This window comes from Bradyrhizobium centrolobii (genome assembly GCF_001641635.1).
In the GTDB taxonomy this organism is placed as follows: Bacteria; Pseudomonadota; Alphaproteobacteria; order Rhizobiales; family Xanthobacteraceae; genus Bradyrhizobium; species Bradyrhizobium centrolobii.
The window spans coordinates 222966-240318 of the sequence record NZ_LUUB01000106.1 but is presented as its reverse complement, the minus strand read 5'-3'; the positions used below and the strand labels follow the sequence as shown (position 1 = coordinate 240318).

Genomic DNA, 17353 nt, shown 5'->3' with positions numbered 1-17353 from the left:
TAGGGTCTGTACCTAATTAGCGCGCTCTGATTCTCTTGCACCCGAACTGATTCGGCACGGGGGCTTTGATGCGCAAGGGGCTGTTCTGGCTCAACGACAAGCAGTGGGCTCAGATAAAGCCGCATCTGCCAACGAACCAGACCGGACCGGAGCGCGAAGATGATCGACGCATCATCAGCGGTATCATCCACATGCTTCAGTGTGGCGCGCGCTGGCGCGATTGCCCGCCCGACTTTGGTCCTTACACGACGATCTACAATCGGTTCAATCGCTGGGCCAAGCGCGGACATTGGCAGGCGATCTTTGAAGCGCTCGCCCGCTGCGGCAAGGATGGCGTGACTTTGTCCATCGACTCCACCTCGATCAAGGCGCATCGCTCGGCGAGCGGCGGAAAAGGGGGGAACATGAACAGGCGATCGGCCGCTCGCGCGGCGGGCGGACCACGAAAATCCACGCGCTGAGCGACCCTGATTGCAAACCCTGCGCATTTCATCTCACTCCGGGCCAGGACGCAGATATTGCCGCAGCGCCGGCCCTTTTGGAACTCGCGCCGCCCATGTCTGCCCTCATTGGGGACAAAGGCTACGACGGCGACGGCTTTCGCGCCGAAATCGTCAATCGTGGCGCCAAGCCCGTCATTCCAAACAAATCCAACAGGGTGACCTTCCACAACTTCAGCAAGCGCATCTATAAAGGGCGCAATGTTATCGAGCGTTGCTTCTGCCGGCTCAAGGATTTCAGGCGTGTCGCAACTCGTTACGATAAACTCGCCAGAAACTTCTTGGCTGCCGTCCACATCGCAGCCATCGTCGCCTATTGGATCAATTGAGTCTGGACCCTAAGATTCGTAGCTAAGTCATCGAGGCGCCTCCACGGCATCGCTCGAGCCCTCCCCCGCTGGTGCCTTACCTTTGACGCGCCGCCCGCAAACATCCCTGATTCCGTCTACCCATTTTCGTGCTGCCGCCACAAACAGCGCTCACGAATGCGTGACCGCGTATGGGGAGAAAAAAATGCGCGTACAGAGAACATGGAAGGTCGTGGGGGCCAAACACTCGAATATCGAGCAACTTCAGCTAGAGCTGGCTGCGTTCAACCGGTGCATAGACGTACTGGAAAAAGCTGACGCAAATCCTCAGGACATAGAGGTTCTGACTGTGCATGCGCTGACGCTCGCCGAACAGATCGATGAGGTGCGCTGGTCGAACCCCGCAGAGGCTTTGGGGTGGTTACTCGAAAAAGAGACCCGCCCTGCCGCTCGAAAAGTTTCGGGAGCCGGCTGAGCAATTATTCTCGCCGCGCGATCATCGGGACGCGTCCGAAAAGCAGGGATGCGCGCCTGAGGTTCTCGCGTCGTATCTGCCGAAAGCAGGTGTTCTGGGCGAAAGGCGCTTCGGGCCATTGCATGGCCCGGGCGCGCTCCGATGATCTCTGGTTTGTCCTTCAGCAGACGCCAAAACACGCCCGAACTAAGGCCGTAACCAAGTAACCGAGGCACCTGCACGCAATGCAGCAAAAAAGGGGCGGATGCTGCGCGCATCCGCCCCTTTTTCCTCGTCAGCCGTTCTTTACGCGGAACATTTCGTGGCAGCCGCCGCATTCCTTTCCGATCGCTGGTGAGGATCACGAGATCAAGCGCTGAACCTTTCTTCCGTCGCCAAAGACCTATGGTTGTGTCCGAGCCTGCACGCTGGACGCTTCCCAAAACTTCAGCCGCTGGCGGGGCACGGCAAGCATAGCGCACTTAATTCCAGCAAACGCAGGAGGAGCATATGCGCAGGTCTCTCGCCGTTTTCCTTTCTGGCGTGGCTCTGGTCATTGCGGCGCCAGCCGCTCTAGCCGGAGAGCAGGTCCTTGAGTTCAAGCTCGTCACCAAGCCGATCGACTACAAGGTGACAGAGGTAGCGAACATCGAAGGCCAGGCGGTCGCGTCCGGCAAATTGTTCGGCGTCGCCGTCTTCAAGGACGGCCGCATCGGGGTGAAAGAGTTCGTCAATTCCTCAGACTTGCTCAAAGGCTCGGGACCCTTCTACGGCTACAGCACCTACACGTTCGAGGATGGCTCGATCACGGCGCGTTACACCGGCTCGGTCAAAGACGGCCGGTCAACGGGCGAATATACGATTCTCTCGGGGACGGGCGCCTATGCGAATGCTACGGGTACTGGCACTATCGAAAGCGCGCCGAACCCGTTCAAGGGCGTCAACCTCCTGAACATAAAACTGGTCGTCAAAACGCCAGGTACGTAAGAGGCCCTGCACACAGAGACGCGCCTCCGCAAACTCCAGTGTCGTGAGGCGCGGCTTTGCTCATGCAGCCGTGCCGCAACATGGCGACGGCAAAACGTGCGCGGGTTGCTCCACGTCGGCATGGTCCATCCGCGCTTGAGTGCCTTTCAGGGAAGGCCGATGCAGGATGCGCGCATTCACCTTGAACCCCAATGCGAGGTGTTGGGTCGCGATTTGAGATGAGATCACAACGGCTTGCGCTTCAAAATCGCACGGACTGCTGAAATGCACCGATTTGGAACCTGAGTCTGCTAAGCTGAGGCATCATGCCCTTACCTGCTGAAGCAGTAAGCACCTACATCTTGGCCAAGGACGGCAACCGGCCGTTCTTGATGAGGCAGGCGTTCTCTGAAGACATTGCACTGGAGATGGTGGTCAAGACCGACGCCATTTCGTTCCCCAGCACGGCTACTGGCTTGAGCGCTGTGGAAGACATCTTGGTGCGTCGCTTCGGTGTCGAATACGAGAACATCTATACGTTCTGCCTATCCCAGCCCTCCGAGACCGACCGAGCGCGCTTTCAGTGCCATTGGTTGGTGGGGATGTCCGCCAGGGTCACCGGCCAGCCTTTGCGAGTTGGATGCGGACGTTACGACTGGCACTTCAATGAGGACGGAAAAGTGGTGAGGCTCGTCATCACCATAGAAGTCATGAAAGTCTTATCAGGCGCCGAACTCGATGGCGTGATGCGCTGGCTATCTTCGCTTCCCTATCCGTGGTGCAGTCCGGCTCAGGCGCTCACGTCATTTCCTGCGCAGCAGGACCTGTCCGAGGTCGAAGCCTATTTGAAACAGGCTCAGTAATCTTCGTGGTGGAACCACGATTGGCTGACAGGCTAATGCCAACGCAAGTATTGCCCCGAGGCTGGGACCTCGGTTGGCGGTGGGCCGCGTGTCTGGCTTGTCTTCCGCAGACGCCCAATCACACGTCCGAAGATTCGTACCCAAATGACCGAGCCGCCTGCCCGCAAGGCAACAAAAAAGGCGGATGCTGCGCGCATCCGCCCTTGTTCTCGTCAACCCGGCGTCAGCCGTTCTTCACGCGGTAGGTCTCGTGACAGCCGCCGCATTCCTTGCCGATCGCCTGCAGCGTCGGCTTGAGAGTGTCGATATCCCTGATCTTGCCCTTGGCATCGCCGACCGTCTTGGCGAAGCTTGCGATCTTCGCCTCGAACCCGGCCTTGTCCTCCCAGACCTTCGGCGACGTCGCGAAAGGAGCCGACCGGTTACTTCAACTTCAGGCGATAGGTTTCGTGGCAGTCGGTGCAGCGGTCGTTGACACTGGTGTAGGCGGCCTTCAGGCTCGCGACGTCCTTGACCTTGCCCTTGACGTCAGCGATCGCCTTCTGCACCGGCGGGATCTTGGAGTCGAAATCGGCCTTGTTCTGCCAGATTTTTTGCGATGCGCCGAATTTCGCGTTCACCACGTCCTGCTTGGGATTGACTTCGAAGGTCTTGGCGATCTTGGCGACGTCGGCTTCGAGGTTCGTCAGCGCCTCGTCGACAGCCTTCTGGTTATAGGGGATGTCCCCCTTGGTCATCTTCTGGATGACCGTGTAGAGGCTCTTGGCCTGCGAGCGCATCAGATTGTCCTGCTGAACCGCGATCTCCTGCTGCGCCATCACGGCGCCCACACCCAAAAGAAGGGTGCCCACCACAACAATCGTCCGTCTCATTGGCTACTTTCTCCGGCTCGCAGACGTTTTAAGGAAAGGCCGCCCACCCGTTCCACGGGAAGCGCAGCCCATCCCTGAATAGAACCCCGCGGCGGGCTTTTATTCCCGCGTGCGGAGATCACGTGGTTAAAGGCTGTGACGACGATGGTGCTCGTTGATCGCGATCCACACCCGCTCCGGGGTCGCCGGCATGTCGATGTGGTCGATCTTGTATTCGCGCCAGAGGCCGTCGACGATGGCGTTGACGACGGCGGGACAGGAGCCGATCGCACCGGCCTCGCCTGCGCCCTTCACGCCCAGCGGATTGGTCTTGCAGGGAATGTTGTGGGTCTCGAACACGAAGGATGGACCGTCCGCCGCGCGCGGCAGCGCATAGTCCATGAAGGTCGCGGTGATGAGCTGGCCATCGCCCGCGCCGTAGACCACCTGCTCCATCAAGGCCTGGCCGATGCCCTGCATGGCGCCGCCATGCACCTGGCCGGCCAGCAGCAGCGGATTGAGCGTCTTGCCGAAATCATCGACGATCACGTAGTTGACGATCTTGATGATGCCGGTGGCCGGATCGATCTCGACTTCCGCCAGATGCGTGCCGTTCGGATAAGTGCCGTCGGCGCTGGCAAACGTCGCGCTGCCGTTCATCTTCGACGGGTCGGCGCCGGGGCGCTTGGCGAGATCGGCAAACGAGATCGAGCGGTCGGTGCCGGCGATGCGGATTGCGCCTCCCGAAATCTCGAGGTCGCCGGCGCTTGCCTCCAGCGCCTGCGCCGCGATGTCCTTCAGCTTCTTGCCCAGCTCGCCCGTGGCACGCTCCACGCAGACGCCGCCTGTCGGGATAGAGGCCGAGCCGCCGGTGCCGAGTCCGGTCGCAATCTCGTCGGTGTCGCCCTGGTGGATGTGCACGCGCTCCGGCGGCAGGCCGAACTGCTCGGCGACGATCTGGGCGTACGCCGTCTGGTGGCCCTGCCCGCTCGATTGCGTGCCGATCAGGATGGTGACGTCGCCGTTGGGGTCGAGCCTGACATTGGCGGTCTCTTCCCCCATCACGCCGCAGATCTCGACATAGCTCGCTAAGCCAATGCCGCGGATCAGGCCCTGCTTCTTGGCGGCCTTGGCGCGCTTGGGAAACTCCTTCCACTCCGCGATCTCCATCGCGCGCTTCAGATGCGCGGCGAAGTCGCCGGAATCGTAGACCTTGCCGGTCGCGGTCTTGTAGGGCAGCGCCTTCGGCTGAATGAAATTCTTGCGGCGGATGGCGTCGGGCGTCATGTCGAGCTTGCGGGCACAGGCATCGACCAGGCGCTCGATGACGTAGGCGGCCTCAGGCCGGCCGGCGCCGCGGTAGGCGTCGACCGGCACGCTATGGGTGAAAATGGTGCGCACCCGGCAGTGGAAGGCCTGGATGTCGTAGAGGCCCGGCAGCATGCCGGCGCCGCCGTGGGGAATGTAGGGCCCGAAGGTCGACAGATACGCGCCCATGTCGCCCATCAGGTCGCAATCCATGGCGAGGAACTTGCCGTCCTCGGCAAGCGCCATCTTCGCCGTGGTCACGTTGTCGCGCCCCTGCGCGTCGCCCATGAAATGCTCGGAGCGGTCGGCCGCCCATTTCACGGCCTTCTTCAGCTTTCGCGCGGCAACCGCCATCAGGGCGTATTCCCGGTAGGGAAACAGTTTCGTACCAAAACCGCCGCCGACGTCCGGGCAGATCACCCGCATCTTGTCGGTGGGGATGTTGAGCACGTTCTGGCAGAGGATGTCACGCAGGCGATGGCTGCCCTGGCTGCCGACCGTCAGCGTCAGATGGTCGCCCTTGGCGTCGTATTCGCAAACGGCTGCGCGCGTCTCCATGAAGCTCGCGACCACGCGCGGATTGATGATGGAGATCTCGGCGACTGCGTGGGCCTTGGCGAACGCAGCCTCGGTCGCCGCCTTGTCACCGATCGAGACGTCGAACAACACGTTGCCCGGCTTGTCCGGCCAGACCTGCGGCGCGCCATTCTTCACGGCGTTGACGACGCCGGTCACCGCCGGCAGCGGCGTCCACTTGACCTCGATCGCCTCGATCGCATCGCGGGCCTGGTCGATGGTCTCGGCCACCACGAAGGCGATGGAATCGCCGACATGGCGCACCTCGTCCTTGGCAAGGATCGGGTAAGGCGGACCGGTGAACGGGTCGGTCTCGAGATTGAACAGGCACGGCAGATTGCCGAGATCCTTGACGTCGTCGGCGGTCAGGATCAGCGCGACGCCGGGCAGCGTGCGGGCGCGGCTCACATCAATGGTGTATTTGGCATGCGCGTGCGGCGAGCGCAGCATCAGGGCGCGGAGGGCTGCCTGCGGCGCATAATCGTCGGTGTAGCGGCCTTTGCCGCGGATCAGCGCATCATCCTCCTTGCGCAGCACGCTTTGGCCAACGCCGAACTTGATGGGGGCAGCCATTTTCTCTTCCCGTCCTCATGGTTGTTTTGCCGCATATTGCCGCGGAAAAAGTGGTAGTGCAAACGGCTTTAGCCATTTGTCGTCCGCGAAAAATCGTCCCGCCCCGCGCGTCGAAGCGGGATTCGACGGAAAGGACACAGCTCGGACGTCTCCCTGTGACGATCGATGATCCCGCGAACGTCCTCGGCATGCTCAGAACCTCCTCGCAGCTCGCAACGAGCACGTTGGCCGGGCTGTCCAGTCTTCTGCCAAAGGGGGTAAAGCGGACGTTTTGCGACCACTTTGAGACCCCGGCTATTGACCCATAAGCGACATGGCATCGGCCCGTTAATCCCGAGGCAGCGTGGATAAAACGCGGCCGCGACAGCGAACCTGTTCTTCGCCGCCCGTTCTACGGGGACGACTCCCCATCCTGCCGGTCCGTTTCCACAGAGAGCTGGAGGCCGCGGCGGCCGAACGAGATGCGGCCCGTCGTGCATAGTGCGAGATGCTCTGCCCTAGCGATCCACTCATTGCGGCCAAATGGCGCGTTTCGGGAGGCCAACAAGGAGCCTAGGATAATCACGTGCAAGCACCTCAGTGCAGATGGCCGCCTGTCGGCTTACTCCGCGGCTGCCATCGACAAAAATCACGGGAGGATATCGCGATGAAATCGCTGGCCTATGCAACTTTATTTGCGCTCGCGCTTGCCCCGAGCTACGGCTTCGCTCAAAGCTCAACCGGCCACAAGATGAGCGACGAAGAGCTGATTAAGCTATCGCTGTCAGCCGCGCCCGAGGCCATCGCCAAAGACGCAACGATCGTCGCTATGGATCACGACGGCAAGATGCGGACATTGCGCCAAGGAACCGGGCAGTGGACGTGCATGCCAGGTCACGCCGATCCGGCCAACCCGGACCCGATGTGCGGCGATAAGAACGCGATGGAATGGGCGACGGCCTGGATGGATCACAAGGAGCCACCGGCGAATAAGGTAGGGTTCATGTACATGCTCCGAGGGGACGGCGGTGCAAGCAACACCGACCCGTATGCAACAAAAGAAGAGCCCGGCAACAATTGGATCAAAACCGGCGCACACGTTATGATCGTCGGCTCTGGCGCTAAGATGTTGGATGGTTATCCACGCGACGCGAAGGCAGACCCAACGAGGCCCTATGTGATGTGGCCCGGCACGCAGTACGAGCATTTGATGCTGCCGGTCCGCTGATCTCGCGATCTCCGCTCCCTACGTCCATATGGGTTCTACGAACGGCCCCGGGGCTGATCCGGGGCCGCCACGCATGGGCTTTCCTCCGGTATGACGGGGAACGCCTCACCGGACCCCGCGGGCCGTCTTATTCGTGACTTTGGTGTTGTTGGCAGTATTGGTGCCGACGCTGCATCCTTTCTGAAATGCCGTTTGGTGACTCAGCCGAACTCCGGTTGGCTTCCTAATCGGCCCGCGCACGCTCCTCCGAATGACTGCTTGTGGCCCATCGCGACCTGTTGCACCGCCACACGACCCCGGTCGCTAACAGGGCATAGCGGAAATTGCCAGTCCGCCGTCCATCGCAGAGGACGACGCTCATGACCCAGATCGGACATAGGCACTTAGATCACTGCCGTCACCCCGAGGGGTTACTTTCTTGGCCCGTGTAGTCCGGATTGGCGCGCCCGTGACCGCTTTCGACCCGAGAAAGCACCTAGCGGAACAACCCATTGGTGTGATCTGATGCCAGCGAATTGATCTTGAACATGGAAGCGGCCTTGCCCGAAGAGCGTGTTCAACGGCGGTTGGCGGCAATCTTGGCGGCCGATGTGGTCGGCTACTCTGCGATGATGCAACGTGCGGAAGAAGCCACCTACGCCGAGTTCGAGCGGCTCAAGCGGGACTTGATCGCGCCGAGCCTCTCCCGACACGACGGCCGACTGATCAAGACAACGGGTGATGGCGCGCTCGCCGAGTTCGCGAGTCCCTTAGCCGCCGTGAGATGCGCGACCGAGATGCAGAACCATCTCGCCGAGGCGAGCGGTCCATTCAAGCTACGGATCGGGCTCAACCTTGGTGACGTGATCGTTGGGCAGGACGGCGACCTCTATGGCGACGGGATCAACATTGCTGTCCGGCTGGAGGGGATAGCCGATCCGGGTGGCATCCTGATGTCTGAAAAGGTCTACAGCGAGGTCGAAGGCAAGCTGGATGTTGGCTTCGAGGATCGCGGCGAGCAGCAGCTCAAGAACATCACCAAGCCGGTCCGCATCTACGCGGTGCGCGCGGGAACGCATAGTGTGCTGGCCGAGCGGCTAAGTGCGGTGCCTCCGCTTCCCGACAGGCCCTCTATTGCCGTGCTGCCATTCGAGAACATGTCCGGCGACCCCGAGCAGGAGTATTTTGCGGACGGGATGGTTGAGGATATCACTACGGCGCTTTCGCGGTTCAAATGGCTGTTCGTGATCGCCCGCAATTCCAGCTTTACCTACAGGGGCAAGGCGGTGAACGTGAAGCAGGTCGGACGCGAGCTTGGCGTCCGCTATGTCCTTGAGGGGTCTGTGCGCAAGGCCTCAGGGAAAGTTCGCATTGCAGGGCAGTTGATCGACGCGATTACAGGGGCGCACATCTGGGCGGATCGGTTCGAGCGCGACTTGACAGACGTTTTCGCGCTTCAGGACGAAGTGACGGTCGCCGTTGTCTCGGCCATTCAGCCAAAGATTATTCAAACAGAAATCGCATTGGCGGCGCGGCGGCGACCGGAGAACCTCACTGCGTATGATTATTACCTCCGCGCTCTGCCGCAGTCTTACCTGGCGACCCGCGAAGGGTTGGCCGAGGCGATCAGGTTGGCTCACCGCGCCTTGGACCTGCACCCTCGGTTCGGCGGTGCCGCGACTCTGGCAGGTCTCTGTCACATGCGAAACGTCATTATCGGCTATGCTGACGATCCCCAATTCGACCGCAGGGAAGCCGTTCGGCTTTCTCGCTTGGCATTGAGCCTCGACGATAGTGATCCAGACACGTTAGCAGCGGCTGCTGTAATCTCGGCGTTCATGGTCGGCGATATTGAAAGTGCGCCCGAAATGGCAGACCGGGCGGTCGCCCTCAATCCCAATTCATTTGGCGCATGGTCCGCCAGAGGCTGGGTCTGTAGAGCTGCGGGGCTACTGCAGGAAGCGGTCCAGAGCTTCGAACGTGCCATTCGCATGAACCCGATAGACCCGCTGCTACATCCGTCGTTTGTCGGGATGGGCATAGCCCTGATCGAGCTTCGTCGCTTTGACGAGGCCATCGTCGCAGGCAAGAAAGCCCAACGCCAGAAATCCTCCTTTTGGCCAGCTTACTGCTGTCTCGCGTCCGCTTTCGCCCATCTCGGGCGCGAGACAGAGGCCCGTGAGGCGGTGGCGCGTCTGCTTGAGTTCGATCCCGCCTTTACAATATCAGCGTTCATCGCGCGGGGCGGGCAATCAAACGCGAAGCTGTTGATCGAGGGCCTTCGGAAAGTGGGCTTGCCCGAATGAATTGTGCTCGCGGGCACCGACGAACCCCCTTTTTGCTGCGGTGCATGAGTCAGCAATTGGCCCGAAGCGGCTGATGGCCGATGGGCAGAGCATGTCCGCTCTGCCCTGGTGATTCAGACATCAACTTGTTCGGCAATTGCGAGCGCGTCGTCAACCTCGATGCCGAGATATCGGACCGTGCTTTCGATCTTGGTGTGGCCGAGCAAGAGCTGGACGGCTCGCAAATTCCCGGTGCGGCGGTAGATCAGCGTTGCCTTGGTCCGCCGCAGGGAGTGGGTGCCAAACACCCTCGGGTCTAGCCCGATGCTTGCCACCCAGTCGGCGAGAAGGCGAGCATATTGGCGGGTTGTCATCGCCCGATTGCGCCCACGGCGCCCAGTGAACAAATACTCACCTGGCCGCTTGCCGGCTTCCTTCAAGAAGTCGTCAACGGCTTGCCGGGTTTGATCCGTCAACTCGAACTTGACCGGTCTCCCGGTCTTCTTCTGCCGCACGGTCGCACGATCGACCGCATAGCCATTCGGAGCGACATCTTCGACCCTCAAGGCGACGACGTCGCAACCACGCAACTTGCTGTCGATCGCTAGGTTAAAAAGGGCAAGGTCGCGGGTCCGTCTTTCGATCAGGAGCCGGGTTCGGATCGACCAGACTTGGTTTGGCCGCAGCGGAGGTTTGGCTCCGATCAGCTTGCCCTTGTTCCAGGGGGTGCAGCGAGCTCTAGTGGAGAGGCTGTCTTCGTCAGGCATGATCGTACTCCTCGGTTTGTGAGGGCACCGAGCATGCGTTGTGACGCGCCGATCATGTCTGCTTTCAGAGGCTTGCGGCCATGAGGGTACCGTGGGGCTGCTTTAGGTCCGCAGCGAATGCCCCAAAGGCGACATTTGCCGAGTTACGATTTGACTACTTGCCCGCCAGAGATTCGACGGGCTACGTTGCGGGCGTGGATTGAGGCAGAGCCGATGGGACGGCGAGGAACGAGCTGGACCTCGCGATCTCGCTGTTACTGCTTGCCGATGCCGATGGGGTGGGCGAATGAACCGACGCGACGTACTACGAACACTCGGCTCGGGGGCCGTGGCGGTGGCCACACCGACTTCGGTGCTACTTGCGGGCGAGGACAAGGTCCCCCGGATTGCGGTTATCAGCCTGCACGCCCCGGCGCTTGCGGCCGATGTCGATGGCATTCGGGAAGAGTTAAAGAAGCTCGGCTACGTGGAAGGCAGGACGATCGAGATCGAGTCTTACTTCACCGACGGCGACAAACAGCGCGCTCGCGACATTCTCAAGGGCCTGATCGACAAAGGCGTCGACGTCATCGTTCCCTGGACGACTGCGACCGTGCAGCTGACGATGGAAATGACGCAGACCATTCCCCTCGTGATGATTGCATCCGATCCGGTGCAGGCGAAGCTGGTGCAGAGCCTGTCGCGTCCGGGCGGCAACGTAACCGGCGTGTCGATGTCGGGACCGGATCTCGCCGGCAAGCGGCTCGAACTACTGCGCGAGTTCGTGCCGGGTATCCAAAGCGTGGCCTTTCTGAGCTTTGCGCCCAGTCCCGGCGCGGCCGCCTTTGTCCGCGAGAGCAGCGAGGCGGCCGGCAAGATCGGCATGAAATTGGTTCTCCGGTCGATCGACCGGCCTGATCAGCTCGTCGGCACCCTGTTTTCCGGCCTGAAAGAGGAAGGCGCGCAGGCGCTGGTGGTGCAGCCCTTCTTCACCGGCCACGCGGAAAAGCTTGCGCAGCTCGGCTTGAAGTCGGGCGTACCTATCATATCCGACTATCCTACCTTCCCGAAGGCCGGAGCGCTTGCCAGCCTCGGCGTGGACTTAAGCAAGCGCGTGCGCCGGACGGCATATTTCATTGACCGGATACTCAAGGGCGCGAAGCCTGCCGACTTGCCGGTCGAGCAGCCCAGCGACTTCGACCTGGCGGTCAATGTCAAGACGGCGAAAGCCCTCGGCATCGCTGTCCCGACAACATTGCTCGCCCGCGCCGACGAGGTGATCGAGTGAGAGGGGACGTGTCCGTTGTTGGCCCGACTCGGACCTCCGGCGATGTCCGCTCTCGCGCCGCTGTCGGGGGATAAGCAGATATCTGGGCTATAGGCCAAAAGCGACGCGAATGACCCTAAGCGGTCCTCTGCGCCTTCCGCCAACCGAGTGCCGAGGCGAGGCCCTTCGTTCACCTAGCCCGGCGCAACGGCAATCCCAAATGGTTTGGGAGCCAAGCCCGGCTGGGCGTGCATCGAGGTCACTCGTAGTGTTCAATTCCATGTAGCCGCCGCTCATTAACTGCCCTAAGCTGACGAACCTTTGGCGCGTCGTTGGAACGCGTGTCGGTCGCGACGCGCAGGACCTTTTAGACAACCAGGCCAAGGAGAACTTCCATGAAAAAGCTTCTGATCTTCGCAGGCTTGATCGCATTGGCGGGTTCGGCATTGGCGCAAGATGCCATGATGGGGATCGTGGTGAAACCCGATGCGCTGACTTGGAAGGACAGCCCGACCCTTCCGAAGGGTGCTCAATTCGCGACCATCTTGGGCGATCCGGCAAAAGCCGAGATGGTCGTCCAACGCGTTAAGTTTCCACCAAACTATCAAATTCCGCCACACACTCATCCCTTTGTCGAGATTGCCACCGTGATCAGCGGTACCTACGGGACCGGCGAGGGTGAAAAGTTAGAAAAGAAAGGCGAGCTGTTGAAGGCGGGTTCATTGTATACGCACCCGGCAAAACACCCACATTACGCTTGGACAGGGAACGAGGAGGCGATCGTCCAAATTCAGTATATCGGGCCGGCAGGCATCGACTACATCAACCCGGCTGACGACCCGCGCAAGAAGACGCAGTGAAGTAAATACGCCAACGGGAGAGCCTGGCTTACGGGCCGGCTTTTTTCACTCCGGCTGACGGCAGATAATGGCCCTTACCGACTAGCCCTGACACTGGTCGCCACGTCGGCTGTCTGGGGTAGACCAGGCATCGCCAACGCGAGGCTGGATCGACGCTCCTGACCCATCTGCGACATGGGCAGGTTCAGCCGACCAGCTGGCAGTGCCCGCTGATGACAGTACCGTCGCGTTTATGCGCCTTAAGCGTGCCGTCGATGCGGTTGATGAAACCTTGCCAGACAGCGGTCGGGTCGAACAGATGTTGCCAAATGTTGCCGAGCGTAAGCGCCGTCTCAAAGAACAAGTGCGTATCCGTGACGTGGACGGCCAAATTGCTTCCAAATGTCCGAGAGTGCATCGTCCCCTCATCCAGATTAACGGTGACCTGTTCCCCGTTTATGTAGACCGAGTTGCGCTCGCCACCCGTAAGGCCCCGCGCCCAGCATTTCAGATCGATCGTCTCGGCATGTGCAGCCGTTGCAGCTAGCAGCGCTGCGACGATGATGGTTGCTTTCAGCTTCACAGTTATCTCGTCGCTTTGTGACGGCCCTGCCGGGGGTTCGGACACGGCAGGACATTCGATGACTTTGCCGAAATTTCGGTGTCGCCTTCGAAGGATGTGCAGAGGACTCAGTCGTTCAGAGATGAGCACGCGGCAATAGCCATCCCATGATCTTCTGATACGGATCGCGACGACTGCGGACGAATGCGTTCTCGTTCTGCTGAGCGGCGGTCCTGGCGAATTCAGAAATCCCCTCCATAGACTGCCGTTTATCCTTCGGAAGCTTCGCCCATTGGCGAATGATCTTCCGGCGGGCTTCGCGTTGCTTTTCCCTTACGTCAGGCATCGGGACGCTCCTTGAAGAGGATTATTCCGGTCGACCTAGTATTGTTTGGGCTCACTAGAACTTCAACGTCCAATCAAGAACTCTTAGCCCCTCTGATCGTGCAGCGCTATACACGGGAGCTAGTCTCATATTGGCTTTGCAGGCCCGCCGCCCTAGAATTGCGGCGATCGCAGGACGGGCGAAATGCAGTATGTTTGCGACGCGCCGAAGGGCAAGACCTGGTTCCGTATCGAGACGGAAGGTGAAGCGATGCATGAGTCGCGCCTGATGGGCCACACAGTTGAGAAATATTTCCGCCGCGAGCGGGAGAAGGCAGTCCAGTCCTGGCGTCCCGAGCGGCCCAACGCGATCGAGCGCGACATCGGCCTCGAGGCCCATGTACAGCGAGAGATGCCGCTTTTCCTCACGCTGCGCGACAGGGAGGGCAATGCACTAACTACAGCGATGCTGCCACCGGGTGGCAAGGATCGCGGCGGGTTCCGGATCATCATCGTTGCCGCATCCAATGCCGATCCTTATCCTCAGCAGGACGCGGCCATCGCTGCACTGGGAGCGCATTTCGGTCTCACACTCGATCGCAACCGCTGCTTCCCCTACGGCCGCTAAGGAGCCTGACAAGTATCGCCGCTTGATTGGAGCGATGTCGGCTCATGGCCCGTAGCCGAACTGCGCTCACGTTTGCTGCAGGTCCGCTTTTCGCGGGCAGAGCGGACAGGACAAACTTATCGGTACACGCCTAGCCGCGCACCAGCGAGACCAGCCAGCGGCGGCCGAACAGGATGAGGATCGCGAGCGCGTAGACGATCGTGCCTCCGACGGCCAAGAGGACCAGCGTCACTTCGTCGTGGAAGTGCATCGCGCCCAGCGCAGGACCGCTGACGCGCGCGATCAGCCAGAAGGCGGCGGCGAGGATCATCCCGGTCAGCAGGAATTTGGCGAGCGACTTAAGCCAGGCGCGGTCCGGCACGAGAAAGCCTCGCCGCACGGCGAAGAACAGCACCAAGAGCAGATTGGTCCAGACGCCGACGGCTGTCGCCAGCGCGAGGCCGATCTGGGCGAGCGATCCCATCAAGGCCACCTTCAGGGCGACGTTGACCGCGATGCCGGTCAGCGAGGCGCGAACCGGCGTCGCGGTATCCTTGCGCGCATAGAAGGTCGCGACCGCGCTGCGGATCAATACGAAGGGGATGAGGCCGATGGCATAGGCCGCGAGCGTGGCGCCCGCGGCGGCGGCATCGGCCTTCGAGAACGCGCCGCGGGCGAACAGCGCACGCATGATCGCCTCCGGCACGGTGACGAAGGCAGCGACGAAGGGCACCGAGAACAGCAGCGTGAAGTCGAACGCGCGGCGCTGCGCCTTCATGGCGCCGTCGTGGTCGTTGGCCGTGATCCGCCGCGACATCTCCGGCAGCAGCACCGTGCCGATGGCGATGCCGATGACGCCGATCGGGAGCTGGTTGAGGCGATCGGCGTAATAGAGCGCCGACAGCGCGCCCGCGGGCAGGAAGGTCGCGATGATGGTGTCGGCGAACAGCGCGACCTGCGTGCCCATCGAGCCCAGGGTCGCCGGCCCGAGCGCTTTGAAGAAGCCGCGGACGTCTTCATCGAGCCTGAGCGGCGCAAAGCGCGGCAATCCGCCATGGCGCGCGAGATCGCCCGCGAGCAGGAAATATTGCAGGAAGCCGGAGATTAGGACGCCCCAAGCCGCTGCGTGGCCTGCGGTCGGAAACCAGGCGGCCAGCGCCAGCGTCATCATCATCGCGACGTTGAGGAAGATCGACGCGGCGGCCGCGCTGGCAAAGCGCTGCATCACGTTGAGCATGCCGCCGTAGAGCGTCACCAGCGTGATCAGGAGCAGATAGGGAAAGGTGATCCGCGTCAGTTCGATCGCGAGGTGGCGCTGCTCGGCGTCTTCGGTGAAGCCGGGCGCGAGGATGCTCATGGCCTGCGGCATGAACAGCCAGGCGACGACCAGGAGCAGGACTTGCGAGGCGAGCAGCAGCGTGAAGATGCGGTCGGCGAACAATTTTGCGGCTGCCTCGCCACGCTCTCCATGGACATGCGCATAGGCCGGGACCCAGGCGGCGTTGAAGGCGCCCTCGGCGAAGATCGCGCGGAAATGATTGGGCAGGCGGAGCGCCACGAAGAAGGCGTCGGCCATGGGGCCGGCGCCCAGGATCGCCGCGAGCATGATGTCGCGGGCAAACCCCGTCAGCCGCGAGAGCAGCGTATATCCGCCAACCGTGAAGATCCGCCCAAGCATCGTTCCCTTCTAGAGCCTTATCGGTCAACCGATAAGACTCTCAACTATGATGGGGCGCAAAAAAGACGGTTGCTCGGCCGTTCACCTCTCCCCAGCGGGGAGAGGTCGGATTGCGTCTGGCGATGCGAAGCATCGTCCAGTGCAATTCGGGTGAGGGGCCGCGGCGTTCAGTGAGGCTGTAACCCCTCACCCGGATCGCATCTGCGATGCGATCCGACCTCTCCCTACGGGAGAGGTGAGCGGCAAAACGGCGAAATCAGGTTGAAACCGCGCCGCGCACGGCGGCGATGATTCGCTCCTGGGCGGCCTCGTCGAGATAGGCGTGCATCGGCAGGCTGATGACGTCCTGCGAAAGGCTCTCGCAGACCGGCAGGCCCCCCTCCGCGACCGGATACTGCTTGTAAGCGGTCTGCTGATGCATCGACTTCCCATAATAGATCGCGGTCGGCACCCCCTGGGCCTTCAGAGCGGCCGCGAAGCCGTCGCGGTCGGTCCCCTTCGGCAGGCGGATGGTGTACTGCGCCCAGACCGAGGTGCAGCCCGGCGCAAGGCGCGGCACGGCGACGACATTGGACAGGCCGCGTGCATAGCGTTCCGCAACCCTGTTGCGGGCGGCGATCTCGTCGTCGAAAATCTTCAGCTTCTCGATCAGGATCGCGGCCTGCATGGTATCGAGCCGGCCGGTCAACCCGAGCCGCACGTTGTCGTATTTGTCCACGCCCTGCCCGTGCACGCGGATACTGCGCAGCGTGGCGGCGAGCTCGTCGTCATCGGTGAAGATCGCGCCGCCGTCGCCGAAGCAGCCGAGTGGCTTTGCCGGGAAGAAGCTGGTCGCGGTGGCCAGCGCCAGGGTGCCGAGCTTGCGGCCCTTGTAGCTCGCGCCAAAACCTTGTGCGGCGTCATCGAGCACGAACAGACCTTCGGCCTTCGCGATCTCGGCGATGGCGTCGTGATCGGCGGGCTGTCCGAACAGATCGACCGGAATGATCGCGACAGGTTTCAGGCCGGCCTTCCGGGCGGTGGCGATGCCGCGCTTCAAGGCCTCGGCGCTCATGTTGAAGGTCGCTTCGTCGACATCGACGTAGATCGGCGTAGCGCCGGTCCGCGCCACCGGCGAAGCGGTTGCGATGAAGGTGAACGACGGACACAGTACAGCATCGCCGGGCCCGACATTCTTCGCCATCAGCACCATCAGAATCGCGTCGGTGCCGCTGGCGCAGCTCACCACATGCTTGGCCCCGCAATAGGCCGCAAGCTGCGCCTCGAGCTCGAAGACCTCAGGCCCGTTGACAAACTGGCAGTGGGAGAGAACGCGGCCAACGGCGTCGTCGATGGCGGAACCGAGCCTGCGGCGCTGCGCGCCGATATCGATGAACGGAATGGGATCGGAACGCAGATGCTGGTTCATGGCGCCTTGTCGATTTTCTTGCAAGTTTTGAACGGCCGACACGTGAGAGGAA

General features: G+C 61.6%; 16 protein-coding genes and 1 pseudogene. 9 read left to right on the top strand and 8 right to left on the bottom strand.

What is annotated here, in order from left to right; translation table 11 throughout:
• The first annotated feature begins 68 nt into the window (after nucleotides 1-68).
• The 4 genes from AYJ54_RS48320 to AYJ54_RS39070 all read left to right on the top strand — a co-directional run bounded on the left by AYJ54_RS48320 (nucleotide 69) and on the right by AYJ54_RS39070 (nucleotide 3091).
• Nucleotides 69-829, top strand: a protein-coding gene (locus AYJ54_RS48320) for an IS5 family transposase (protein ID WP_430641378.1) whose coding sequence is annotated in 2 segments (ribosomal slippage) — nucleotides 69-425 and nucleotides 428-829 — 759 coding nt in all. Because the reading frame shifts where the segments join, the coding sequence is not laid out codon by codon here.
• A 184-nt stretch (nucleotides 830-1013) separates the two neighbouring features.
• A complete protein-coding gene (locus AYJ54_RS39080) occupies nucleotides 1014-1283 on the top strand; it encodes a hypothetical protein (protein WP_136624232.1) in 270 nt (89 codons plus the stop codon).
• A gap of 489 nt (nucleotides 1284-1772) precedes the next feature.
• The gene (locus tag AYJ54_RS39075) at nucleotides 1773-2249 is read left to right on the top strand and encodes a hypothetical protein (RefSeq protein WP_063707803.1); all 477 of its coding nucleotides are present in this window, start codon (nucleotides 1773-1775) and stop codon (nucleotides 2247-2249) included.
• Nucleotides 2250-2554: 305 nt separating this feature from the next.
• Nucleotides 2555-3091, top strand: coding sequence for a hypothetical protein (locus AYJ54_RS39070; protein WP_063707802.1), 537 nt, complete (start codon nucleotides 2555-2557; stop codon nucleotides 3089-3091).
• 223 nt (nucleotides 3092-3314) lie between these two features.
• Here AYJ54_RS39070 and AYJ54_RS48315 read toward each other — a convergent pair.
• The 3 genes and pseudogenes from AYJ54_RS48315 to AYJ54_RS39060 all read right to left on the bottom strand — a co-directional run.
• Nucleotides 3315-3500: pseudogene (locus AYJ54_RS48315) on the bottom strand (cytochrome c); the annotation flags it as partial.
• Between the two features lie 13 nt (nucleotides 3501-3513).
• On the bottom strand, nucleotides 3514-3963 hold the full coding sequence (locus tag AYJ54_RS39065) for a cytochrome c (RefSeq protein WP_063707801.1): 450 nt from the start codon (nucleotides 3961-3963) through the stop codon (nucleotides 3514-3516).
• Nucleotides 3964-4089: 126 nt separating this feature from the next.
• Nucleotides 4090-6399: a xanthine dehydrogenase family protein molybdopterin-binding subunit gene (locus AYJ54_RS39060; RefSeq protein ID WP_063707800.1), complete on the bottom strand. Its 2310-nt coding sequence runs from the start codon at nucleotides 6397-6399 to the stop codon at nucleotides 4090-4092.
• Nucleotides 6400-7045: 646 nt separating this feature from the next.
• On the opposite strand from AYJ54_RS39060, the gene AYJ54_RS39050 reads away from it, so the two are divergent.
• Both AYJ54_RS39050 and AYJ54_RS39045 read left to right on the top strand, forming a co-directional pair.
• Nucleotides 7046-7606, top strand: a complete 561-nt coding sequence (locus tag AYJ54_RS39050) for a hypothetical protein (protein WP_063707798.1) — start codon at nucleotides 7046-7048, stop codon at nucleotides 7604-7606.
• Between the two features lie 527 nt (nucleotides 7607-8133).
• On the top strand, nucleotides 8134-9891 hold the full coding sequence (locus tag AYJ54_RS39045) for an adenylate/guanylate cyclase domain-containing protein (RefSeq protein ID WP_063707831.1): 1758 nt from the start codon (nucleotides 8134-8136) through the stop codon (nucleotides 9889-9891).
• A gap of 113 nt (nucleotides 9892-10004) precedes the next feature.
• On the opposite strand, the gene AYJ54_RS39040 is transcribed toward AYJ54_RS39045, so the two are convergent.
• Nucleotides 10005-10637: a tyrosine-type recombinase/integrase gene (locus AYJ54_RS39040; protein ID WP_063707797.1), complete on the bottom strand. Its 633-nt coding sequence runs from the start codon at nucleotides 10635-10637 to the stop codon at nucleotides 10005-10007.
• Between the two features lie 286 nt (nucleotides 10638-10923).
• Here AYJ54_RS39040 and AYJ54_RS39035 point away from each other — a divergent pair, with 286 nt between their 5' ends.
• Together AYJ54_RS39035 and AYJ54_RS39030 are read left to right on the top strand one after the other, a co-directional pair.
• Nucleotides 10924-11904 (top strand): ABC transporter substrate-binding protein, encoded by a 981-nt coding sequence (locus AYJ54_RS39035; RefSeq protein WP_082906037.1) that lies wholly within the window; start codon nucleotides 10924-10926, stop codon nucleotides 11902-11904.
• 374 nt (nucleotides 11905-12278) lie between these two features.
• Nucleotides 12279-12743, top strand: coding sequence for a cupin domain-containing protein (locus AYJ54_RS39030; protein WP_063707795.1), 465 nt, complete (start codon nucleotides 12279-12281; stop codon nucleotides 12741-12743).
• Between the two features lie 184 nt (nucleotides 12744-12927).
• On the opposite strand, the gene AYJ54_RS39025 is transcribed toward AYJ54_RS39030, so the two are convergent.
• On the bottom strand, nucleotides 12928-13305 hold the full coding sequence (locus AYJ54_RS39025) for a hypothetical protein (protein ID WP_136624231.1): 378 nt from the start codon (nucleotides 13303-13305) through the stop codon (nucleotides 12928-12930).
• A gap of 115 nt (nucleotides 13306-13420) precedes the next feature.
• Entirely contained in the window at nucleotides 13421-13630 is a 210-nt protein-coding gene (locus AYJ54_RS39020; protein ID WP_063707793.1) for a hypothetical protein, read from the bottom strand.
• A gap of 183 nt (nucleotides 13631-13813) precedes the next feature.
• On the opposite strand from AYJ54_RS39020, the gene AYJ54_RS39015 reads away from it, so the two are divergent.
• On the top strand, nucleotides 13814-14236 hold the full coding sequence (locus AYJ54_RS39015; protein WP_027555008.1) for a hypothetical protein: 423 nt from the start codon (nucleotides 13814-13816) through the stop codon (nucleotides 14234-14236).
• A 130-nt stretch (nucleotides 14237-14366) separates the two neighbouring features.
• Here AYJ54_RS39015 and murJ read toward each other — a convergent pair whose 3' ends face one another.
• Complete coding sequence (gene murJ, locus AYJ54_RS39010) at nucleotides 14367-15893, bottom strand: murein biosynthesis integral membrane protein MurJ (RefSeq protein ID WP_063707792.1); 1527 nt, start codon at nucleotides 15891-15893, stop codon at nucleotides 14367-14369.
• A gap of 256 nt (nucleotides 15894-16149) precedes the next feature.
• A complete protein-coding gene (locus AYJ54_RS39005; protein ID WP_063707791.1) occupies nucleotides 16150-17301 on the bottom strand; it encodes a DegT/DnrJ/EryC1/StrS family aminotransferase in 1152 nt (383 codons plus the stop codon).
• Nucleotides 17302-17353: the final 52 nt, after the last annotated feature.